The organism is Shewanella sp. SM29 (assembly GCF_025654245.1).
GTDB lineage: Bacteria > Pseudomonadota > Gammaproteobacteria > Enterobacterales > Shewanellaceae > Shewanella > Shewanella oncorhynchi.
In genome coordinates this window covers 20,867-45,451 of sequence record NZ_JAKKRN010000016.1, presented here as the reverse complement: position 1 = coordinate 45,451, position 24,585 = coordinate 20,867, and the positions used below count along the sequence as shown (strand labels likewise).

16 protein-coding genes are annotated in these 24,585 nt (G+C 41.8%); 12 read left to right on the top strand and 4 right to left on the bottom strand.

Going from position 1 to position 24,585, the window contains the following annotated elements; genetic code table 11:
• The first annotated feature begins 48 nt into the window (after positions 1–48).
• Genes L5L77_RS12595 through L5L77_RS12570 form a run of 6 tightly spaced genes read left to right on the top strand, consistent with a single transcriptional unit; the run spans position 49 to position 11,333 of the window.
• A complete protein-coding gene (locus L5L77_RS12595; RefSeq protein ID WP_263222864.1) occupies positions 49–2,592 on the top strand; it encodes a type I restriction-modification system subunit M in 2,544 nt (847 codons plus the stop codon).
• Positions 2,589–3,959 carry a restriction endonuclease subunit S gene (locus L5L77_RS12590; RefSeq protein WP_263222862.1) on the top strand — a complete coding sequence of 457 codons (1,371 nt, stop codon included), beginning with the start codon at positions 2,589–2,591 and terminating at the stop codon, positions 3,957–3,959. Before L5L77_RS12595 ends, L5L77_RS12590 begins: the two co-directional genes overlap by 4 nt.
• Positions 3,940–5,367, top strand: a complete 1,428-nt coding sequence (locus L5L77_RS12585; protein WP_263222860.1) for a DUF262 domain-containing protein — start codon at positions 3,940–3,942, stop codon at positions 5,365–5,367. The genes L5L77_RS12590 and L5L77_RS12585 overlap by 20 nt, the downstream gene beginning before the upstream one ends.
• A complete protein-coding gene (locus L5L77_RS12580) occupies positions 5,360–7,384 on the top strand; it encodes a DUF262 domain-containing protein (protein WP_263222858.1) in 2,025 nt (674 codons plus the stop codon). The genes L5L77_RS12585 and L5L77_RS12580 overlap by 8 nt, the downstream gene beginning before the upstream one ends.
• A gap of 14 nt (positions 7,385–7,398) precedes the next feature.
• Positions 7,399–10,590, top strand: coding sequence for a type I restriction endonuclease subunit R (locus L5L77_RS12575; RefSeq protein WP_263222856.1), 3,192 nt, complete (start codon positions 7,399–7,401; stop codon positions 10,588–10,590).
• Positions 10,590–11,333 carry a M48 family metallopeptidase gene (locus tag L5L77_RS12570; protein WP_263181426.1) on the top strand — a complete coding sequence of 248 codons (744 nt, stop codon included), beginning with the start codon at positions 10,590–10,592 and terminating at the stop codon, positions 11,331–11,333. The genes L5L77_RS12575 and L5L77_RS12570 overlap by 1 nt, the downstream gene beginning before the upstream one ends.
• Positions 11,334–12,460: 1,127 nt before the next feature.
• Here the strand turns inward: L5L77_RS12570 and L5L77_RS12565 are convergent.
• From L5L77_RS12565 to L5L77_RS12550, 4 genes are read right to left on the bottom strand one after another with little or no spacing between them, the layout of a single operon-like run.
• Entirely contained in the window at positions 12,461–14,035 is a 1,575-nt protein-coding gene (locus tag L5L77_RS12565) for a TniQ family protein (protein ID WP_263222854.1), read from the bottom strand.
• Positions 14,032–14,946 carry a TniB family NTP-binding protein gene (locus L5L77_RS12560; RefSeq protein ID WP_006087149.1) on the bottom strand — a complete coding sequence of 305 codons (915 nt, stop codon included), beginning with the start codon at positions 14,944–14,946 and terminating at the stop codon, positions 14,032–14,034. The genes L5L77_RS12565 and L5L77_RS12560 overlap by 4 nt, the downstream gene beginning before the upstream one ends.
• 9 nt (positions 14,947–14,955) lie before the next feature.
• Positions 14,956–16,890, bottom strand: a complete 1,935-nt coding sequence (locus L5L77_RS12555) for a DDE-type integrase/transposase/recombinase (RefSeq protein ID WP_263222853.1) — start codon at positions 16,888–16,890, stop codon at positions 14,956–14,958.
• Positions 16,871–17,503, bottom strand: coding sequence for a TnsA endonuclease N-terminal domain-containing protein (locus L5L77_RS12550; RefSeq protein WP_006087147.1), 633 nt, complete (start codon positions 17,501–17,503; stop codon positions 16,871–16,873). Before L5L77_RS12550 ends, L5L77_RS12555 begins: the two co-directional genes overlap by 20 nt.
• Positions 17,504–18,073: 570 nt before the next feature.
• On the opposite strand from L5L77_RS12550, the gene L5L77_RS12545 reads away from it, so the two are divergent.
• The 6 genes from L5L77_RS12545 to L5L77_RS12525 all read left to right on the top strand — a co-directional run bounded on the left by L5L77_RS12545 (position 18,074) and on the right by L5L77_RS12525 (position 24,585).
• The gene (locus L5L77_RS12545; RefSeq protein WP_006087145.1) at positions 18,074–18,277 is read left to right on the top strand and encodes an MbcA/ParS/Xre antitoxin family protein; all 204 of its coding nucleotides are present in this window, start codon (positions 18,074–18,076) and stop codon (positions 18,275–18,277) included.
• Positions 18,278–18,525: 248 nt separating this feature from the next.
• Positions 18,526–18,765, top strand: coding sequence for a DUF4113 domain-containing protein (locus tag L5L77_RS22805; protein WP_081248465.1), 240 nt, complete (start codon positions 18,526–18,528; stop codon positions 18,763–18,765).
• Between the two features lie 188 nt (positions 18,766–18,953).
• Positions 18,954–20,324 (top strand): Fic family protein, encoded by a 1,371-nt coding sequence (locus tag L5L77_RS12540; protein ID WP_411569235.1) that lies wholly within the window; start codon positions 18,954–18,956, stop codon positions 20,322–20,324.
• Between the two features lie 650 nt (positions 20,325–20,974).
• Entirely contained in the window at positions 20,975–21,250 is a 276-nt protein-coding gene (locus L5L77_RS12535) for a hypothetical protein (protein ID WP_263222849.1), read from the top strand.
• Between the two features lie 221 nt (positions 21,251–21,471).
• The gene (locus L5L77_RS12530; RefSeq protein ID WP_263222848.1) at positions 21,472–22,302 is read left to right on the top strand and encodes a hypothetical protein; all 831 of its coding nucleotides are present in this window, start codon (positions 21,472–21,474) and stop codon (positions 22,300–22,302) included.
• 330 nt (positions 22,303–22,632) lie between these two features.
• Positions 22,633–24,585 carry an ATP-dependent nuclease gene (locus L5L77_RS12525; RefSeq protein ID WP_263222847.1) on the top strand — a complete coding sequence of 651 codons (1,953 nt, stop codon included), beginning with the start codon at positions 22,633–22,635 and terminating at the stop codon, positions 24,583–24,585.

Genomic DNA, 24,585 nt, shown 5'->3' with positions numbered 1-24,585 from the left:
ACTCGCTGCAACTTCATCGTCAAAATAACTTGCAAGATAGGACGCCACATGGCCATTAAAAAGAACGAACTCTATTCCTCCCTTTGGGCCAGCTGTGACGAACTACGTGGTGGTATGGACGCCAGCCAATACAAGGATTACGTTCTCACACTCTTGTTTATGAAATACGTTTCCGACAAATATAAAGGCGATCCGTACGGCATGATAGTCGTGCCCAAAGGTGCCAGCTTTGACGACATGATTGCCGCCAAAAATGATAAAGAAATCGGCGATAAACTCAATAAAATCATTGGTAGCTTAGCGGAAGAAAACGATCTCAAAGGCGTTATCGATGTTGCCGACTTTAACGATGAAGACAAGCTCGGCAAAGGCAAGGAAATGGTTGATCGCCTGACTAAGTTAGTCGGGATTTTCCAAGGATTAGATTTAACCGGTAACCGTGCCGATGGTGACGACTTATTAGGGGATGCCTATGAGTATTTAATGCGCCACTTCGCCACCGAATCGGGCAAATCCAAAGGCCAATTCTATACCCCGTCAGAAGTCTCGCAAATTCTGGCGAAAGTGGTTGGTATTCAAAACAATACCCCACAAGATGCCACCGTTTACGACCCCACCTGTGGTTCGGGTTCTTTGCTGTTAAAAGCCAGTAACGAAGCACCACGCGGCTTGTCTATTTTCGGCCAGGAGATGGACAACGCCACCAGTGCACTTGCTCGCATGAACATGATTTTGCACAACAATGCCACAGCTAAAATCTGGAAAGGCAACACCCTTGCCGATCCGCAGTGGAAAGACGGCGCCAATAAACTCAAAACCTTTGACTTTGCCGTGGCTAACCCGCCATTTTCTAACAAAAACTGGACGAGCGGCTTAAACCCACAAAGCGATCCCTATGGTCGCTTTACTTGGGGAACTCCGCCCGAAAAGAACGGTGATTACACTTTCTTACTGCACATCATTACCAGTTTAAAAAGCACAGGTAAGGGCGCAGTCATTCTGCCCCACGGCGTACTGTTCAGAGGCAATGCCGAAGCCAATATTCGCCAAAATCTGATTAAGCAAGGTTACATCAAAGGCATTATTGGTTTACCTGCCAACCTGTTCTACGGCACGGGGATCCCCGCCTGTATTATCGTGATTGACAAAGAGCACGCTCAAAAAGCTGCCGTTCACTTTGGTGAAGGCTTGCAGAGTGAAAGGCCGCAGATTGAAGGGCACGGCAATGAAGTGAACAACAATCAAACTCACATCACCGGCCGTTCCATCTTTATGATTGACGCCAGCAAAGGCTTCATCAAAGACGGCAATAAAAACCGCCTGCGCAGCCAAGACATTCATAAAATTGTCGATGTGTTTAATAAAGGGCTTGAGCTAGAGCGTTTTAGCCGTTTAGTCACGATTGATGAAATTGCCAAAAACGATTACAACCTCAACATACCGCGTTATATCGACTCATCAGAGCCAGAAGATTTGCACGATTTAAGCGCCCACTTGCAAGGCGGTATTCCTAATCGCGATATTGATGCCTTGGCGCATTACTGGCAGGTATTCCCTAGTATTCGAGCGACCTTATTTGGTCGTAACCCAGAGCTGCCAGCGCGTGACGGCTACAGCCACTGCATGATAGACGCCAGCAAAGTGAAAGCCAGTATTTTGGCCCATAGCGAGTTTAAAGACTTTGCCAGCCGCAGCTTATTACCCTTTAAAGCCTGGGTGAAACAAGCTGCGTTAACCGAAATGAGTCTAGGCGACAGCCCTAAAGAGTTAATCCACGACATATCAGAAAGCCTATTAGCCGCCTACGCCAACAGTGAACTGCTAAGCAAATACGACATCTACCAGATCCTCATGGATTACTGGAGCGACACACTGCAAGATGACGTCTACGTATTAGTGCAAGATGACTGGCAAGCGGGTAAAACCCTGCGTGAGTTAGTCGCAGCCAAAGGTGAAAAGCTTAAAGAAACACCCGATTTAATCATTAACAAGAAAAAGTACAAAGCCGAACTTATTCCACCGCGCTTAATCGTGGCGCGTTACTTTGCCGCCGAGCAAACCAAGCTTGATGCCCTTCAAGTCAAACAAGACGAAGCCACTCAAGCCCTCGAAACTTATCTAGAGGAAAATACCACTTCTGGAACAGGGAGCGAAGACGGCTTACTCGCCGATGCGTTAAACGACAAAGACAAAATAACCAAAGTCAGCGTTGCGGCGCGCCTTAAAGTCGCCACCGATAAAGCGGAAATTGCCGCCCTTAAGCAAGCGACCAAGCTGTTTACCTCCGATGCCAACGCCAAAAAAGCCGTAAAAGAAGCCCAAGAAATCTTGGATTTAGCGGTATTTAAGCAGTACCCACATTTGAGCATTGACGAAATTAAAACCCTGATCGTCAACGACAAATGGCTCGCCACATTGCAAGCCAACATCATTGCCGAGATTGAGCGTGTAACCCAGCAAATGGCCAACCGCGTTAAAGAGCTGGAAGAGCGTTACAGCACGCCGCTGCCCACCTTAACAAAATCGGTAGAAACCTTAAGCGATAGAGTCGCGGGCCACCTCAAAGCCATGGGTTTGGAGTGGACACTATGAGTCAAGCAATAAACCAAGTGATACCAGAAGGGTATAAACAGACTGATATAGGGGTGATTCCTGTTGAGTGGGAAGTTAAAACTCTTCGCGACATTACAAGTATTGAACGAGGTAAATTTAGCGCGAGACCGCGAAATGATCCTAAATTCTTTGGTGGTTCAATACCGTTTATCCAAACGGGTGACATAACTAGATCTAATGGTCGAAATGTTACTTACTCACAAACTCTCAACGATAAAGGTCTAGCTGTTAGTAGACTTTTTCCAGCTAATTCTCTCTATTTTACTATTGCTGCAAATATTGGTGATGTAGCAATTGTTAATTACCAATCGGCATGTCCTGACAGCCTCGTTGTTATTAAACAAAAGCAAAACATAGATAAAGTATGGTTGTATCACTCATTATCTGATAAAAAAGCTGAATTTGAAGTTATAGCGACCTCAAATGCACAGTTAAATATTAATCTTGAAAAATTAAACCCTTATAAACTTTCTATTCCACCGAAGAAAGAGCAAACCGCCATTGCTAATGCTTTGTCTGATGTGGATGCTTTGCTGAGTGAGTTAGAAAAACTCATTGCCAAAAAACAAGCGATGAAAACCGCCACCATGCAGCAACTGCTGACAGGCAAAACCCGTTTACCTCAATTTGCCTATTATTCTGATATTAACAGTACAGAAGGTGCTGTCGACGGTAAGCGTAAAGGCACCAAACCCAGCGAGCTAGGCGAAATTCCAGAGGATTGGGAGGTTAAACAGGTTAAAGAAGTATGTGGATTCATAGTCCCAGGTCGAAATAAGCCCCGCTCTTTTAGTGGTAATATTCCATGGGTCACAACCTCGGACATTGATTCTTTTAAAAGTATTGATATGTCTAAAGTTTCTTTATATGTGTCGCGTGAAGAAGCTATTTTCATTGGTTCCAAAGTTGTGCCAAAAAATGCAGTTATAATGTCTTGTGTTGGTGAACTAGGTATTGTGGCTGTAGTCGAAGATGAGATCGTCATAAATCAACAACTTCATGCTTTTATTCCATCCAATGCTGTCTGTAGTAGATATCTTGCATATACATTAACATCTTTAAAAGAGCATTTTTATAGTAAAGCTACTAAAACGACATTGCCTTATTTGAATAAAGATAATTGTAATTCAACACCAATCGCTCTACCCACGAAAAATGAGCAAATCGCCATTGCCACTATTCTCTCGGATATGGACAACGAAATCCAAACCCTTGAACAGCGTCTAAGTAAAACCCGCCAGATCAAACAAGGCATGATGCAAGAACTGCTCACGGGTAAAAACCGTTTACTGTTTGAAAATCTAATGAGCAAGGAGCGTTATCTTAATGGCAACAGCGTTAAATAAGGACATTATCAGCGTAAGTAAACTGTTGAAGCTGGAAAATTTAACCATCCCAACCTATCAGCGACCTTATAAATGGACTAATGTAAATATTAATCAACTGTTTCAAGACCTTGATGTACACCAGCAGCAGTCTGCGTACCGATTAGGGACTGTCGTATTTCATCAAGATAAGAAAAAAAGGACAACCAAAGTTAACTCATTGAATATTGTCGATGGTCAACAACGTACCTTGACATTAGTTTTAGCCGTACATGCCATTATTGAACAACGCCTAGCGAAGCTAGAACGTAAAGATTTGACAGACCAGTTAACTCAACTGGACTTATTTGTGTCTAAATTTATTCAAAAACAAGCGTTTGATAGTGATATAAGTAAACGGAATTTGCACCAAAATTACCTTAAATTAAAACGTTTAGTTAGCCGCCACGATTTTACGGAAACCCATATAGACTTTTTATTGAATAAGTGTGAGGTGGTAACTTTTACGTTGAATGATATTTCAGAAGCCTTTCAGTTCTTTGATTCGCAAAATGCGAGGGGGAGAGATTTAGAACCCCACGACTTATTAAAAGCATTTCATTTGCGCGAATTTAGTGAGCACGAAAATGATTTAAAAGGTCTCACTGTCGCGAGTTGGGAAGCCTTAGAAAGTGATGAGCTTGCTTCATTATTTTCCGAATATTTATATCGTATTCGTCATTGGGCTTCAGGACATTCTGCCCGTTATTTTGGCAAGAATGACGTAGATTTGTTTAAGGGCGTAAACATAGACGATATTGAACATTACCCTTACGTAGAATCTTTGCGCATCGCACATCATTATATTGATGAATATAATTCGCAATATCATCGAAAAATAGATGGTCAATACAAGTCTTTCCCGTTTCACTTAGACCAAATGATTATTAATGGCCGACGTTTTTTTGAAATGGCAGCACATTACCAACGTCAAGTCGGGATGATTGTAGATGGGGAGCATCAATCATCACATTCATTATGCGGACATCACCTAACTGATAACGCTCAAAAAATTCTTAAAACATTAAATGAGTATTCCGCTAGGAAACGTACGGGGGATCAATATGTTCGCTCTATGTTTGACTGTGCTTTAATTTTTTACATCGACAAATTTGCAAATGCGCAACTATCAATGGCGATAGAAAAACTATTTATTTGGGCCTATTCACTGCGCATCAAACAACAAGTATTACAGCTAGCCACAATGGATAACCATGTTCTGGCCAATAATCTGTTTCGCACGATTAAAGATGCCACTAAACCTGCAGATGTGCTGACAATAAGTTTAAACACTCTTACCAATGCTGATAATAAAAATAATTTACGTAAGGGTAGTTTTGCTACTGACCCGCTTGTAAAGTTGTTTAAAGGAATGAACTACTATGAGTAACTTACGCAGTAAAGCAATTGAAGCGCTTTCAGTTAAGGCATTACTTCAAGACGAAGCTAACTACCTTGTGCCTATGTACCAACGTAATTATGCTTGGGGTGAAGCTGAAATTAATCAACTAATTCAGGATATTGTTGATTACAAAGTAAAAAATAATGACCGTTATTACATTGGAACGCTTGTCGTTTTTAAGCGTAAAGACGGAAGATATGAAGTCATTGATGGACAACAGCGCTTTACCACATTATCGCTATTAGCAACTTATTTAAAGAATTGCTCGGTAGCTGAAAAAGACAGTGGGTCTTCTAAAAAATTTCCCAATATGGCTTGGTACACAAAAGCAAATATCAGTTTTGAAAGCAGACCAAAATCTAGCGATACATTTACAGCATTGGCACAGGGCAAAGCACTACACCTCTTAAATAGTGGGGTCTATAATGAATCTATTGTTAATGGATATGCATTAATCCATAAAGCCTTAAGCACAAACCAATTTAAAATAAATGACTTGCATGGATTTACCGATTACTTATTTGATCAAGTACAAATCATGCGCGTAGAAGTACCAGAAGATACCGATTTAAACCACTATTTTGAAGTAATGAACAATCGTGGTGAGCAACTTGAAAAGCATGAAGTATTGAAAGCAAAATTGATGTCAGTACTAAATGACATTGATGATACCGATGAAAAGCAACATGCAATGCATGCACTACATAGCATTTGGGAAGCCTGTTCCAATATGGAACGTTATATACAATATGGATTTACTCCAGAACAACGGCATAAAATTTTTGGCAAAAATGACTGGGGACAGTTTACGGTTGACGGTTTTGATGATTTAGCTGAAATTTTAGGTAAAGAATCAAAAAAATCGACACCTGTATCTATGTCTTTGGTTGATATTATATCCAAGCCTGCCATTGCAGGTAAATCTGCATCCGTAATTGATGAAGATGTACCGGATCGATTTAATAGTGTGATTAATTTTTCTAATTTTTTGCTTCATGTTTTACGTGTCTATACCGAAGAAGACGTAGCGCTTGATGACAAACAACTTATTACACAATTTGACGAACATTTGATTAATACTGATTACCCAATTGATTACGTTAAAGATTTTTCATATGCATTACTTAAATGCAAATACCTATTTGATCAGTATGTGATTAAGCGAGAATTTAGCCAAGGTAAAGACCGTTGGAGCATGAAGCGTTTAAAATGGTATTCCGATACTAGTGTAAGTTTTATTAATAGTTTTGATGATACTACTAGTACAAATACAGAAGACGAAAACAACTACGAAGGTACAAATCGACAATGTTTGATGTTGCTTGCTGCATTTCATGTATCGACACCAACGCTGGTTTATAAGCATTGGTTGAATGCAACTTTGTATTATTTGTATGAGAAAAATTCTGTTGAGGCTAAGCCCTACTTGAAACATTTGCAAAGCACAGCAAAGAAATTTGTATTTGATAGGTTCTTAGCAAAAGGTGAAGGTCAATCTTATTACGATATGATTTATTTAACTAAGCCTTCTGATTCCCCTAAAAATATCCAACCTAAAAACGTTGATCTAAACAAGTTACAATTTGGCGAAATTGAGAACAACTTTGTATTTAACTACCTTGATTATTTGTTATGGCATAAAGAAAAAAACAAAGATCCTGTCGTTAAAGAGTTTGAGTTTACATTTCGAAGTTCAGTTGAGCACTTTTATCCACAACATCCAATGGATGGTTTTTCACCTCTGGATAGTAAATCCTTACATAAATTCGGTAATCTTTGTTTAATTAGCCACAGTAAAAACTCTCGATTAAGTAATTTTCCGCCCAAAGCCAAGCTTGCACATTTTGAAGCAAATATTAATCAAAAACGAATTGATAGTTTAAAGCTTTATCAGATGATTAAACTTACAAAAACCAAAGACCATTGGAGTACAGACGAAATTGAAACTCATGGTGATGACATGTTGGCAATCCTTTGCGCTTCTACTAATGTAACTATCAAGTAAATAAAGGAAGTAATATGAGCACAGTAGGCCAAAAGGAACGTGCCACCCAAAACCGTGTGGTCAAATTCTTTCAAAATGAATTGGGTTATCGCTATTTAGGCGATTGGAAGGACAGACAAGATAATCGCAATGTCGAAAGCCATATATTAGCCAATTGGCTGGCCGATCGCGGTGTGTCAGAACTACTGATCAATCGTGCATTACGTAAACTGGATATTGCAACCGCGCTGGGTGAAGGCAAAAAACTCTATGATGCCAATAAAGAGGTGTATCGCTTATTACGTTATGGCGTGAAAGAGAAAGAGGGCGCGGGTGAGCAAAATCAAACGGTTTGGCTAATTGATTGGCAACACCCTGAAGCGAATGATTTTGCTATTGCTGAAGAAGTGACTGTGAAGGGGGATCAGCTATCGCCAAAAACCAAACGTCCCGATCTGGTACTTTATGTCAATGGTATTGCCCTTGGGGTAATTGAGCTAAAGCGCTCGTCTGTTTCTGTGAGTGAAGGGATACGCCAGAATCTCGATAATCAAAAGAAAGACTTTATCCGCAATTTTTTTACGACCATGCAACTTGTCATGGCAGGCAATGATACCCAAGGTGTGCGCTACGGCACGATTGAAACCACCGAGAAATACTATCTTGAGTGGAAAGAAAATGTGGAATGGAAAGATCCTGCCATTATCACGAGTGTTGAGAAAGCGGAAAACGCGAGCACTTTACTGGATTCGCACTTAGGCCAGCTTTGTAATAAGTCGCGGTTTTTACAACTGATCCACGACTTTATGGTGTTTGATTCTGGGGTAAAAAAGACCTGCCGTCATAATCAATACTTTGGTATTCAAGCCGCCAGAAAACACATTAAGTCACGCCATGGTGGAATCATTTGGCACACCCAAGGTTCAGGCAAGAGCTTAACCATGGTGTGGTTGGCTAAGTGGATCCGTGAAAATGTCGCCGATTCTCGGGTGTTGATCATTACAGACAGAACCGAACTCGACGAGCAGATTGAAAAAGTCTTTATCGGTGTCGATGAATTTATTTACCGTACTAAAAGTGGCAGTGATTTAGTCGCCAGCCTAAATAAGCCCAATCCTTGGTTATTATGCTCATTGGTACATAAATTTGGCCGCAATGGCGAAGCGCTAGATGACAATGCTGGAGTGGGAGGCGATGACGAAGCAACTGACGATTTTATTGCAGCAATAACCCGTAACTTGCCAAAAGACTTTAGCGTTAAAGGCAACTTATTTGTTTTTGTTGACGAGTGTCATCGTACTCAGTCTGGCAAGTTGCATACGGCAATGAAATCCCTGCTTAGCGGTAAAGAGGCGCCTGAAGCCATGTTTATCGGTTTTACGGGCACGCCATTAATGAAAAAGGATAAGAAAAAATCCTTAGAAATCTTCGGCCCTTACATTCATACCTACAAGTTTAATGAAGCAGTGCTTGATGGTGTGGTGCTGGATTTGCGCTACGAAGCTAGAGATATCGATCAGCATTTAACCTCAGAGAAAAAAATTGATCAGTGGTTTGAGGCTAAAACCAAGGGATTGTCTCACCTAGCGAAAATGCAGCTAAAACAAAAATGGGGCACGATGCAAAAAGTGCTCTCCAGTAAATCACGGCTCGAAAAAATCGTTAGCGATATCTTAATGGATATGGAACTTAAACCACGATTGATGGACGGCCGAGGCAATGCCATGTTGGTGTGTGCTAGCGTGCATCAAGCCTGTGTTGTCTATGATCTGTTTAGTAAAACTGACTTACATGACAAGTGCGCGATTGTCACCAGCTATCAGCCTGTTGCCGGTTCAATTAAGGGGGAAGAATCAGGAGAAGGATTAACAGAAAAACTGTTTAAGTACGATGTATACCGAAAAATGCTAGCGAGTTACTTCGAACAATCTGAAGATGAAGCGGCTAAAAGAGTCGAAGAGTTTGAAAAAGAGGTTAAAAAGCGTTTTATCGACGAACCTGGTCAAATGCGTTTATTGATTGTGGTTGATAAGCTACTGACGGGGTTCGATGCGCCTTCTGCGACATATTTATACATTGATAAGTCGATGGCAGACCATAACTTATTCCAAGCAATTTGTCGGGTGAATCGACTCGATGGTGAGGATAAAGAATATGGTTATATCATTGACTATAAAGATTTATTTAGGTCATTAGACAAAGCATTAAAAGACTACACCGCCGAAGCGTTTGACGCTTATGATGCTGAAGATGTTGCTGGTTTATTGAAGGACAGATTAGTGCAGGCGAGGGAAGATCTCGATAATGCACTGGAGACTGTACGGGCGATTTGCGAACCCGTTGAAACGCCTCGTCATACTCAAGATTTTATTCATTATTTTTGTGGCAAATCTGGTGTTAGCTATGATGCGGACACTAGAAGCGAACAAGAAACACTGCGCCTGACACTCTATACTGCGGTCGCTAAGCTGCTCCGCGCTTACGCCAATTTAGCCAATGAAATGGAGCAAGCGGGTTACACCACAGAAGAATCTATCCAGATCAAAGCTGAAGTCGTGTTCTATGAGAAAGTGCGCGATGAAGTGAAGCTTGCCAGCGGTGATTTACTCGAAATGAAGCGCTTTGAACCGGCAATGCGTCACTTGCTCGATATGTATATCCGAGCTGATGACAGCGAAGTGTTAATGGATTTTGAAGACTTCGGGCTAATCGATTTAGTGATCAATAACAACGGGGAGGGCATCGATAAACTCCCAAAAGGATTGCGCGATAATGAAGATGCTATGGCGGAAGCCATTGAGAATAACGTCCGTAAAACCATAGTGGATGAAAATCCAGTTAACCCTAAATATTTTGACCAGATGTCGACATTGCTCGAAGAGCTAATAAAACAGCGCCGAGAAAAAGCACTGAATTATCAAGAGTATTTAGAAAAAATCCGAGAACTGGCCCAAAAAGTGGTTAATCCTGTTGGCGCGAGTCAATCTAGCTATCCGGATTCTATTGATACCGCAGCTAAACAAGCCATTTTCGATAACTTTGGTAATGATGAAGTATTAACAACCAAAATAGATACAGCGGTTCGCTTTACTAAAAGAGCGGATTGGCTAGGTGACCGATTTAAGGAACGTGAAATTGCCAATGCAATCCGTGAAGAAACTGCCAGTTATGGCATTGATGTGGCTGCAATAATGGAGCTTATTAAAGCACAAAAGGAATACCATTAATGCCGTCAACACATCCTTTAGATGAGACTTTTTCAATCGAAGTGCGCGGCATAGAAATAGTGGTTAATCGCAAGAATATTAAAAACTTACATTTAAGCGTATTACCTCCGGATGGACGAGTAAGAGTGTCAGCTCCGATTCATACGTCAGAGCAAGCGATACGCTTAGCTGTTATAGGCAAGTTAGCCTGGATTAAAAAGCAACAAAGGGATTTTGTTGCTCAACCCAGGCAATCAAGTCGCGAAATGGTTAACGGTGAAAGCCATTACTTATGGGGACAAAGATACCGCTTAAGTATGGTGGAGACGACTGGTAGACATCTTGTGAGTCTTAAAGGCGTGTCTAAGTTAGTCATTGCGGTTTCAACGGATACTTCAACAGAAAATCGCTTGAAACTCCTTAACGGATTTTATCGATTGGAAATGCAGCAAAGGATTTTGTACCTACTCGAGATATGGCAAAAGCGTTTAGGTGTAGAAGCAAACTACATCGGCATTAAGAAAATGAAAACCAAATGGGGCAGCTGTAATATTCAGGCAAAACGCATTTGGTTAAACCTAGAGTTAGCTAAAAAACCGCCAGAATGCCTTGAATACATTTTGGTTCATGAACTGACGCATTTACTTGAACGTCATCATAACGAAAGATTTCGCGCCATCATGGACAAGCAAATGCCAAATTGGCGAGAGCATCGTAATTTACTCAACAGTCTGCCATTGGCCTATGAAGATTGGCAATATTGATACCAGTCAAAAAGAACGCGTTGCTATGTGAATAATAGAGGGCTATGCCAGCCAACACGCTAAAGAATTCACGTAGTGACGCGACACAAAACTGCATTTTCCATTTACCAGCAAATAGCAACAAACCATCATCTAGTCCCCAAGCACCAAACTTAGTTAATCGTACCAATACACAAATAAGAGGAGGTAAGATGGCCCAGAAAATTTCTGGCGGAAAAAAAGCAAATCTCAGTCTGCCGCGAAATCTCATTCTGAGTGGCCACGAACACATGTGGCTTGTCATACAAAATGAGTTTGGGAAATGCGTAGAAACAACGAGTTAGAAAATACGATTTTCTTTGGAAGGCTTTAAATTGTCATAATTTATGATTTTAAGCGCTTTTTTGTCAAAGAATATGATTTTAAGCGCTAATAAATTAATCAGCATCTGATTGAAGATGGCCGAAATATGACTTTATTTATATTTAATAATATAGTTTTTTAAGTAATTTATCACTCTATTTTTATCAGAAGTGTAAGCATGGAATTAAAGTGAAGACTATTTGAATTCAACGAAGACAATCTTTTGAGAAAAAATCACGATCAAAATAACTAATTGATTGAGTGCACAGAGAAAGCACTTGGATGCCGTTGTGGAGCAGCTTGATGCACGTCAATGTCATCCTTTGTGATGTAGAAAAGACATCAAAGCTCATCACGGCCGAGTGTTCGTTCATTTTTATCACCATGACCGAGAGGGCCTTGAAGACATTTTGTTCTTAGCGTTGAAGCCATTGAGTAAGCGCCTTGATAAGTTACCATTGACGCGGGCTTTGTTGAAAAAGCTTGGATTGAAGTGAGTGTTGTATAGGCTACGCGCAAAGAGGTGAGCTTGTGGCGTCTGATTTACTTATATGATCTTTATCAGGCGTTAAGGCATCTGGGGTCGACTGCGCGCAATTCGTGCTTATGTTAAATCGGCAAGTTTACCCTGATTTATAGCCGTTTTAAGGCAAAATCGCCCGCAAATGTCGATTTATACGCATTTAATCGGCGATTTAGCGTTGCAACAGCATGAAAGTTTATAACCGTTTGTGGCTCACATTGCCCTTGGAATTGTCGAAGCGTCGCTTCATGCAAAAATGACACTACACCACCCATTTTGGATTGTTTTCTAATTGAAGTTCGGCTCGGCTGTCGGTGAGCACTGCCAATTGCGCTAACTGTTCATGGGTCAACAGAGTGCAATACGTTGAGCTAAAAATGGGGATAATTTGTGCCTCGACCATCACACGCTCAACACTATAACGGTGGTAACTACGCAGGTAACACCAGCGCTGTAATGATGAATATTGCACTAACACTGCCTGCAATGACGCGCGTGTGATGTCACGATTGCGGCTGCAGGCAAATAGCCCTGGGCGGATCATCTCCTTCATTCCCGCAAAATGGATCCTCAAACGCCTAGCAACCCACTTTTGCGATTTGTCTTCTTGTGGATCAAATACTTCATTATCTTCGACAAACTGTTTCACATCCTCAGCGGCCAGGTGGAGTGTTAATTGCTCATTGTAACTGGCCAAGGCTATTCGAAATTTTCCCTGATGGATCCCCTCGAACAGTCGACTGAACTCGATGCCATACATCATAAGCAGTTTGTTAAAACTCTGTTCAGGGTAATAGGCACATTTATCTTGGCTAATACGTGTCTTAAACCAGCGATAAATTTGGCGCATATCATAAGTTCGGTGCCGTGAATTGGATAGGTGGTATAGGCTATCAAAATGGCCACTGTCCTCGAGAATACTCAGTTGAACAGCCGTTAAGTCGAGCAGCTGACGCAGGTAAAATGTACTCACTCGACACGCTAAAGGCACTGTAATGTGTGGATGTTTATCCACTCTGTCGTGCACGGTATAACTGGGCCATGTGGATTGGGTTTCAGCCACCTGAGCCGGTAAGCCATTCAGCTCACGCAAGCTGGTGAGGGGCGACTGCACATGATGTTCACCAAAGAGGCTGAGATAGTGACGATCTTCGGCACATTGTTTGCCCCAAATCAGGTCAAAACGGCCTTGCAACAGGTGAAATGCATCGAGAATGTACTGACTGTCTAGACTCAATTTGTGGTTTGGTGGAAGGGGATCGAGATCGGTCGGATAAATCAGACGGGTGATTGCCCGATGCAATAAGTGCAACCGCTCCTCTGCGCCTTCTTCTTGTTCAATCCATTGTTGATAATCAACATCGATTTCATGGTTGGCGGGTAAAGTGGCCCAGGGTTGTTTGCACTGCAAACAGTGACTAAATAGATGCTGCTGCCAAGTGAGGGGATGCTGACAACAGGGACACTGATCAATGCGTTTACAACGATGTTTTACACAAAATAGCGCTGTCTTAAAGTGCTCGACATGACGCACGTACGGTGTGGTGCCGATGCAAATAGGACAAAATCTGGGGGGGTGTTGATAGAACATCCGCGCTGGCATGGACCTTGGGATCTCCTCCATGCGCGGTAGAAACTCCGAGTGGGGAAGGTGGGTTAATTGCACTAGGCGGTCAAGCGAGACATCCGGATCGATTTTGGTTTTCTTTATCCCCATGACCAATAAAAATTCGGCCATGGTTGACCAGCCATTGACGGTGGCTAGCCGACATAGGTAGGACGGCAGGGATTCGGCCTCATAGGGGCGCAATCTGATGGGTAATGTCACTGCACTCATGAAAAATACCACTTTTCTAATTGGTTGCTCGTGATTAAAAACGGACAATGTGAGATGTCATGATCAGCAATATCACGGAACGCGGTGGAAAAATCGAGTAATGTCGCCTTCTTACCGTCAAGGCTATTCTCGATCACAAACTCCAAAATTTTAATAATGATAGAAATTTTTCCGCGACTGGCGGCAAGGAGACGACGAGCAACATTCGGATCGATGAGATTAATGGTTTTAATTGGCATGAAAGACGCAATCGAGTGGAGAAATGAAACATACAGATCATAGGCCGTGTATTCCTCAGTGATGAGTTCATCAGTCATACTAAAAGGCTTGAGCGTCACCGATTTCGAAAATCGTCGTGCTAATTGCGGATCCATGCTCAATAGTTCTGTCGCGTCAGGCATACCAACGAGGACGACCGGACAGTTTGTTTCGGTCATCAGGTTTTTAACGAGATTGATAACTGGCCGCGTTTTTTTCTGGGCATTACGCTCAGTTAGATGTTGAATTTCATCAAAAATGATGATTTTTGTATCGAGCTCGTGGATCAAGGTGGTGATCCGAGTGAACATACTGTTGGCGGTTCCTCTGTCTGGCGTCGGGCAACCCAAGACCTTCAGGAGTGCGGAGCACAAGCTTTTCACACTGGCATCCACAGGGGTCACGACATTGGCGACTGTTTTGTAGGAATGTGTTTCTGTTGCAGGTCGACTGAATCGTTGTTCAAACAGTCTCAGCGCTGTGGATTTACCAAGACCAGAATCGCCAACAATCATCAGCCCAGTCGGATTAAGGCCAGTTGTTTTCAGGCTGCGTTCTAATGCCGCAATCACTGCATTGCACTCAAAGTGGTAAACTGAACGAGATAAAAATGCTGTGGTGATAGGCTTTCGTTGAGGTTGATAGTGATCCATGTGTTATTCCTAGCTGGTTTGGTAATTGATTATTTTAGGGATCACGGCGGATTCTGGGACATCGCTGTCCGTCGGTTTTGCTGGCGATAATACCAGCGCTTGATGAGCCACTTTTTCACGTTTAGTTAACATGTCTTGAATAACATCTTGAGTCAGCGGTGTGTCCATGGACAACGCCTCATCGGCAAGATTGTGGCTCGTTTTCACGTCTCGAGCGGCTTTCTTTTTGCGATCGAGGGCCTGTTTTGTGATATCGTTGACCTTCAGTTCACCTGCGTTAGGCATGAAAATTTTCTTGGTCATTTTCAGTTGCAGGAAGGTTTTTCCCCAAGCTAATTTGTTGGTGTTAGGCACAGTTAACACAGATTGGTTTAACGGGTTAATGACCATGATATTACTGGCGTTTAGCTCATCAACATAAAAAGTGACTTTGCCGTGATCACGACTATTCTTTTTTAATTGTTCAAAAAGGTTTCGTAATTCCATGGAATTAAAAAACTGATTTTTATACTGCAATCCCTTTAATTGCTGGAGTGTGCCTCGTTTTTGTTGCCGCAGGTAAAGATCAAATATCGCAACATTGGCAGGCACAATAGCCGGAGAATAGCGAATATGTGTGTTCCACATCGCTATTGGCGTTTGATTTCCTACTCCTGCATGCGCTTCTTGATGGTATATATCATTGATGAGAATACAGACAATCTTTTCGAATTCCTCGACCGTCAGGGTGGCATAGTGCTTTGCCGGGTGATCATAGGTGAAACCATCCGTTAATTTTCCGACATATCCAGGTATCCCCTTGAGTTTGTCGCGTAACGTACTATTAAAGCGTTCAATAAAACTGTGTTTCCAGGGCTGGCGTGACGGCCCAGCGATTCGATTGATCTTGAGTTGAGCTAATAGTGCGTCGAATGATTCATTAATGAATGCTGCGCCAGAATCGACGTACAGATCCATGGGCGTACCATGGCATGTCCATGGATTTTCCATAAAGGAATATTGTTGATTGGATTTGGGCAAAATGGCATGGCGTAATGCGCTCACCGCTGCATTAGTGGTTTCTCCTTCTTGGATACTGATATGCATTCCCATAATGCAGCGGCTAAAAGCATCAATCATCAAGAAAATGATCGGCTTCCCAACGATATCGCCATGTTGATCAACGAGATAAATACCGACGTGAACCGCATCCATTTCACATCTTTCAAATAGCCCATTGACCTGATATTGATGGTTTGCAGTGCGCAGATATTTATTTGCAGCGACCGAACCTTGCCGCCGCCTAATAATAACGCTTTCATCTAATTTTTTTATTTCTCTGTAAAATGTCGATTTTGATATCATTGGGCAGTCAAGTGCCATGCGCCTGTGTTGTTGCATAAGCGTTCGGTAACAATCCGCCGCGTTGGGGCCATTAAGAGTCAGATAAAAACTATCAATGACATCGTCGACGAGAGAACGCATCGCTGCATCGATTCTGCAGCTGAGTGTCAGGTTTGGATCGTGTTTTCTGGAGGCCAGCAGATAGATGAATTGTCTATTATTGTTTAGCCATTTTGAATACCAGCGCCGCAGTGTTGATGTTGATGGACGGCAATTAACCGGTTCATTTAATATCTCTCCGCAGGTCGAAATAGCCATATTGAGTGAACGTATTGCACCTGGGTATTCGAGTTTGTCTAGATAGTTTAGGTAGGTGTTATAACGCCGAAGATCAGCCTTCTGTTGTTCGTTTAGCCAAGATTGGTCAAGATTCAGATTTGTCTTAGGGAGGCTCAAACTTCCTAGTTGATATTCAGACAATAGCTGGTCAATCGATAACACCTGATGATGTTTGCTGTCCACAACCTCTAGTGTCACTAACGTGTCATCGAGCATGACTATCCGGTAGTCACGATTATTGCGACAAATAACCATATTGGCTTTAAAGATTTGTTGAGCCATAAGATCTTTCCAGATGAGTTAATGGGCTTAACATACAAGTTAAGTCGAATGTGTAGCATCGATTTGCTAATAGGATCATCGGATCATAAACATGACATTGATGAGATTCTGCCCAGCTAATGAGACCACAATATGTGATACGCGCGGGTAATTCTTGCATTACCTGCTGGCATTGTTCTGACAGCGTAAGTGACCGGTAATGATAGAGTTTTTTTAGATTTGCAATTGTACTGCCGACATAGATTTGTTCTTCAGTAACGAGCTTTAAACCATTGTCAGAGATGGCGGCAAAGGCTTTTGAGAGAATATCGAATTTTTCAATATTTTTTTGACTACCGAGTTTGTCTTTTGGTTTAATTTCCTCGAAATACACCCCTTTATGTTTATGTGAAATAATGAGATCAGGCGTATAACGTCTATTTTTTCCGTTGACGAGATATGTAAATGACGCCGGTTGGGTATTATATGCAATGACATCATCCTCAAACTCCAATAGCAATAATCGAGCAACTTCTAGTTCACTATCACAGAAACGTGTAGAATCATTTTTTTGTGAATGGAAATGAATGCGCGCCATCACTTTACTGTGTCGCGGAATTTTTCTGGGTTTCATATTAACCTCGCTTTATGGATAGATATACACATTAGTGATTCCAAATTATTGTGTAAATAAATATTTTTAGCGAACGCAAGAGAGGTTTGAATATTTGTTGAATATCGTAAATATGTTGCCACCCATCGGCGCCTCACGTTTTCATATTGACTTGTTTATATTTTTTACGAAAACACACGCTGTATTCGAGAGCAGTGACGAATGATGGTGCCAAAAATAAACAAACATAAAATCATAAACTTATGAATTTCGCACCTATTAATTTCATATTCAATTCGGATATTATTAATACTTTTACAGTGTGGTTAATTTAACTTTTCTTTTATTTTGCCGCGCACACTTAATTTTATTTGATATATATTTCAATAGTAATGTGTATTGCAGCGTAATATACAGCCTAAAGATATAAGCAGTTAATCGTCCAGAGTGAATTGTTATGCTAAAAAGTATTTTCAAACCTATGAATGCCGCTAAATATCTTGATGAACAGAAAATGATTATGACAGGACTAATCATTGATGATTTTGCTACACTTGGAATGACACCTTTTACGAGAAGCGAACTAACCTTATGAACTCAACATCACTAAGTACCGAGTGCCTATTTAATAGGGCATGTGAAATTTATGGTGAGAAAACCCTCGCTGAAACACTGTTTAATAGTGAAATCCCAGTACTAGGTAACAATAAGCCCATCGCATTAATGCAAACACCAGAGGGCTGTAAATTAGTCAATGAATGGCTAAATAAAATAGAAGCAGGGGAGTATTCTTAGCCTTCAATAGTGCACTGAAACGGCCATGCTCACTTGCGATCCAACATCCCATTAAGCATGCCCTGTAACACAGGGCTATAAGCGATTATCAAAGACCTTTTTGACCTTGCCAGATGAAAACCCCAACACATGTTTTGCTACCTTTTTGATTATCAAACATTAATATCGCTATAACTCATTTGGAAGGGCGTCAGTCTAAGTCTGTTGGTGGTTGAAAAGGGATGCCCAGTTAGCTTGAAACAGCTTGAATGAGAAATGCGCCGTCATCACCCTTACAACATCGGTGTAGTGTTAATCGATTTAGTGAGCATAAACACCGCCGGTTAGATTTGTTCTACGCGCTAAAAGTTAACCCCGCGTTAATACAAATTCTTGATAGTAACAATCAGCGTTACGGCGCAGACACACACTTAATTGCTACTCAAGGTATCGCGCAAAAATGGAACACGCGGCCAGACATGCTCACACCACACTGTGCGACCGGGTAGAATTGTCTGCCCGAGATAAAGTGATTAGAGAGATTTACACGTTTGCCCTAACGCAATGCATTCAATGAAGCCTCTGTACGTTAATTACTGTAAAGCCATGAATGAAGTTCTATGTAACAAAAAGCTCGTTCAATTCTATCAATTTGATTAATCTTGTCTCAATAACTGGATTTTTTGAGATAAAATTTATGTCAGGTCAGTATCTATCACCGCCTGAGTGTCCGTTTAGCACTATCAGTGATGTTATATTTGAGATCCGTAATCATGGTGATGATCCTAATAAATACATGGATTACATCAGTTCACTTCATATCGAGTATCATTCCTTTGATGAATTTAGACGCAGCGTTAAGCCTAGCCTAAATGTTAATTTCTGTTGGTGGTTAGTTCGGCTACATAGAGACAGTTCGCTAATCAATCTCACCCCGTTAGAAAATAAACCGTTACCACTACACCTGCCGGAGTCCGTAAACCGAGCGCTATCGCAATCTCCTGACTTCATGACATATTGCCGATTTAATCACTTGCATGAGTTTAGTCGGGTTTTGTCACAGATTGACCGCTACACCACGCATAGTGCGATGCTCGGAGTGCTTGAGCAAATCGGAGAAAGCGTACATTTTGAGCACTTTAAAAATAATTTGATTGATGATGAAGCTATATCGAGTAGTCAGCTAGAGGGCGCTGCAACAACGACGCTGATTGCGAAAGAAATGCTCCGAAAGAAGCGTAGGCCTTGTACTGATGGTGAGCGGATGATTGTTGGGAATGCTGACTTAATGAATGCAGCGTGGGACCTCAAGGATGAGGCATTCAGTATTGATTTGATAAAAACCTTACATAGAATGGGTACGCAGCACTTAGAGCAAAAAAACTACACCTCTGGGATATTTAGAACCACAGATGATATTGCGGTTGTGAACGCTGATGGTGAGGTCGTTCATCAGCCACTAAAGCATGATGCTATTGAGTGCCTATTATCCCGCGTCGTGAATTGGTTAAACTCGACTGACGATCACATTCACCCGGTTATACAGGCAATCACTCTTCATTTTGTCATTGGCTATGTTCATCCGTTCCGTGATGGTAATGGACGGATAGCAAGAGCTTTGTTTTATTGGTATCTGTTTAAGTGTGGCTATACGGGGTTTCGCTATATTGCGATTTCAGCGCTGTTGCAAAAATCGCCCATCAAATACGGTCAGAGCTATCTGGATTGTGAGCATGACAACTTAGATTTAACCTATTTTATTCGATATCAGTTAAGTATTATCAATCGTGCCATTACTGAATTCGTTTCTGCATATGAGCGTGCTGCATATCGAATGACTGAATTGGCCGAGCAGTATTCTGATTTAGATGATATTGAGAAAAAAATTATTGGTTTTGTTGCTGATGAGCCTCGTTATTTAAAAAAAACGACGATTACAGCCAGAGAGGTCGAAAAACTACTGGGTCTTAGTTATAACACGGTTAAGCAAAGACTTGATGACATGGTTACTGCTGGAATACTCGGACGTGAAAAAATAGGTAAAGCGACAGAATATTTTTTAGGATGAACATATTCAGCTGCGTTGTCACGTAAAGACCGACAGATGAGTTTTAACGGAACATACTACTTTACGACAATTGTTGTTTGGCAGCCTCTCGTTGCGGTATGCGTTGCGTTAATCTTAGATTTCTTAGTGGTAATAACTCACAATCTTATATGCGCTTTAGCCCCAATCCTAGAGTCAGTAAGATACTGATGATCTTCCTTAAGATGAAACAGTTCCAAATTTTCTTATGGTGGGTACTGAAAGGGCGAATCTATCACGCTCATTCACCCTCGAATATCGCGTTTCTATAAACGATAAGAGCCACATTAAGTGGCTCTATTTCGCGCTACCTGTGGTCAATACGCTATGCGCGGAAGAGAACAGGGCTATTTGAATTCATCTGTCTACGAGTGGAGCCGAAGCCGCGTTTCTCATAACAAGCGTTAGTAGTATATTCTTGGAACCGGAATCTGTCGAATTTAAATCTGGCTATTCATACTGAGTGAGAATGCTGACAAAGTTATGCCCCAAAGCGAGTTTCACACCTTAAAGCTATAGATTTACGTTAATCCTTGTTGACCAAATTTTAGTAATGCTACAGAGTGATGAGAGGTATGGCAACGATTCAGCTGTCAAATACATTGTAGATTTCATTCAATGAGAACAAGAAAATGAAGTATAAAATGCCAGAGTCTGAGCAGCAGGAAATCCTATTGAGTGCAGTCACCATGAGTATCTCTCAATACTACTTTGAGGTTGATGGTAAATTTCCAGTAAAAAAAGAAATGTGGAAAAAAATCTATTCATTAGAACCAGCGGAAAGGCTTGAAGTCGCTCGAAAATATATCGATTTGAATCGGGAGTGTTGGACCAGTACAAATTCTAGCGATGACTCAATAAATTACTATATTAAGTTAGGGTTGCATAAAAATGGCTTTGTTGAGTAATGGCTAGCCATTGTCACATACTTCACGTCCTTTAATTAGATATTAGCTGTAAAGACGGTAGTAACATCGAGACCGGGAATTCCCCAGTTTTACCTAGGGAAATGTTCTCTACCTGTCCCCCCCATAATATTATTGGTGGAGGGGCCCGGGGTTGCTCAGTTATGGCGACGATTAGCACCACGAATGTGTTAACAATACTATTTATACTCAGAGATGTACATATGACAACACTATTTTCATGGACTGGCATCGATACTCATGGTCCTGCATCAATTTATATTGCTAGTGATAGCCGAATTTCATGGGGCAAGAAGGCTACTTGGGACGCAGGACGGAAGTTGTTTGCTTCAAGACATTTTCCTGACATATTTGGCTACTGTGGCTCAGTTTCATTCCCTATACAGATCTTAGGTCAATTAGTTGAGCATATTGATGATAGATTGCTGTTCAATGAAAGCGACTCTATCGAAATAAAAATTGAAAAAGTTAGAAGTCAGATTGAAAGGAGCCTTAATTTGATGCCAAAGCTTCAAAGAGGAACCTGCCAAATTTTATATGCATCTCGATTGGGGCATAGAATGCAGTCTATCTTCCACGCATCTTGGATTAAGGTGGATCATGATGGAGTTACTGTTCAGAACATTGAATTACCTGAAAAGTCTGGGTTAATAGCAATTTCTGGAAGTGGAAAGGTATCTTTAAAAACATGGTATGGGGAGTGGGTTGGGAAATCTAACCAGGATCCTCATCAATCAGGAAGTACTAGTCGAAATGTTTTTAGTGCTTTCTGTGACTCACTTGAGTCTAGGCAAGATCCATATAGTGGAGGAGCTCCACAACTCGTAGGGATCTATCGAGTAGGTCCATCGAAGAATTTTGGTGTAATACATAGAGGAAAACGATACCTCAATGGAACTGAAGTCACTTCTTCGAAAGATTTTAATTCGATTGAATGGCGAAATGAGTTATTTGAAAGATGCTGTGGTGAATCTATGGAAATTTTAAACAATGCGCAGCGCCAGCCAAAGTTAAGAGGTATAAAGAAGCCGTAGCTAACAAATTGCTGCCACGGAAAAGTTTCTCGCATTGGTCCCTCTTCGATTTATGGAGCGGTGGCGAAGAAGAAACTCCCCCATTGTGTGTTTCAGTATCACTAAAGTCCATATGATGACGTAACTCGCATTTGCTATTTGTACCAACTTATAAAAAATGTTAGCAGTGTTAATGTTTTCTTGCGAAGCTAACCTAGAAAACGACCATTTACTTGTTGTAAAGGCTACGCTCTGGGCGTGCAATAGAGAAAAATAAGAGGCGTTCACATCACAGTTATCTTTAGTGGGTGTTTTGAGCAATTTGTGGGTATGAAGAGCAGGAAAGCAGACGTGCATATTGAGACAATAAAACTATACAACTTTAGAGGCTTTGGACCAGAAGGTCAGAGCATAGCTGTCGATCCGGATCTTACCACCTTAGTTGGAGCAAATGGTTCAGGGAAAACAGCCTTGATGCTGGCTTTACAGCGTTTGTTTGGCATATCCAATGAACAGCGGACTATCAGGCGTCAGGATTTCCATATTCCCACTTCGGAAGAAGAAAGGCCCAGAAATCGAACTCTAACGCTTGAAGCCATTGTCGCCTTCCCTGAACTGGATGATGAAAATGGAGATCACTCTGTGGTACCAGACTTCTTTCACCATATGAGCGTGACAGATGAGAGCGGCAAACTGAAGTGTCGTTTGCGCTTGGAAGCGGAGTGGGAAGATGATGGCTCAATAGATGGGTACATAACGAGCCAGTTCCGCGCGATTACGACATGGGGCAATCCAGAAGAGACTGATTTTCATAATGTGCGCCCAGCGGATCGCTCTCGAATCCAATTGATTTACGTACCTGCTACGAGGTGTGCATCTTCCCAGGTCTCATCATTTCTGAAAGGGCGACTTTGGAAGGCCATTAACTGGTCGGAGCAAGTTCGGTCATCTTTTACTCAAAAGGCCACTGAGCTTAATGAGGCCTTTGAGGGTGAAAATGCGATTAGTACCATAACCGAAAAGCTCACAGAGCGTTGGCAGGAACTACACTCTGCTGGAACTAATAGTACACCGAAGTTTCGTCCGGTCGACCTACGCTTTGAAGAATTTGTTCGGAAGGTAGAGGTACTGCTTCACCCTGATGAAAGCGCTCGAGATCGTAGTATCGATGAGTTAAGCGATGGCCAAAGTTCGTTGTTTCACATCGCCATAACTTCAACCACTCTCGATGTTGAAGCCGAGATCTTAGCTCAGCCTGAACGTAATAATTTTCTCGGGGCAGATTTGTCTTTGCCCTCATTGACTATTTTGGCGCTTGAAGAGCCGGAGAATAACCTAGCCCCATTTTATCTGTCCCGAATAATAAATCAGATTAGTAGCCTATCGTATGGTTTAAGAGCACAAGCCGTGCTATCCAGCCATTCGCCTAGCATCCTCGCCAGAATAGAACCGATGCAAGTCAGGCACTTCAAGCTAGCAATAGGATCAAACACCACCATAGTTCGTCAACTTACTTTACCAGTTGATGGTAATGAAGCTGCAAAGTACATCCAGCAAGCGGTGAGAGCTTATCCAGAGTTGTATTTCGCTAAGGTCGTGGTTCTCGGGGAGGGGGCTTCCGAGGAGGTAATTCTGCCCGCTATATCAGAAGCTATGGGCATTCCAATTGATAGGTCATTTGTCGCCATGGTTCCATTAGGGGGCCGTCATGTGAATCACATGTGGCGTTTGCTGACTGATTTAAAAATCCCCTTTATCACATTACTCGATCTCGATTGGGGCAGATATGGCGGTGGCTGGGGAAGGATCAAGAATGCACTAGCCAAGTTGATAGAGCATGGCGTACAGCCCATAGATATTTTTGGGCAATACCTTAACCCGTCAGGGTACCAATATAACCTTGATGCATTTGATACTTATCCGGTTGCTGATTTGACTAACATTAGCTCTTGGGTTAACGCACTCAGGCGCTACGGTGTTTATTTTTCAAGCCCATTAGATATTGATTATTCAATGTTAAAAGCATTTCCTTACCAATACCGGGTTGCCCCAGATGAATACTCTAATGGGCCATCCATGCGTGGTGAACCCGGAAATGCTGTCATGGGGAATGAAGGGAATCCTGAATTCTACGCTGGTGACGTAAATGACTTACGTTGGTATAGATATCTCTTTTTAGGAAGAGGTAAGCCGAGCACGCACATTCGAGTGCTTAGTTCTATTCCGCCAGAACAGTTGGCTCAAAACGCACCAGAAGAGCTACGAGCTTTAGTTCAGTCTATTCACATAGCCCTTCAAAGCTAG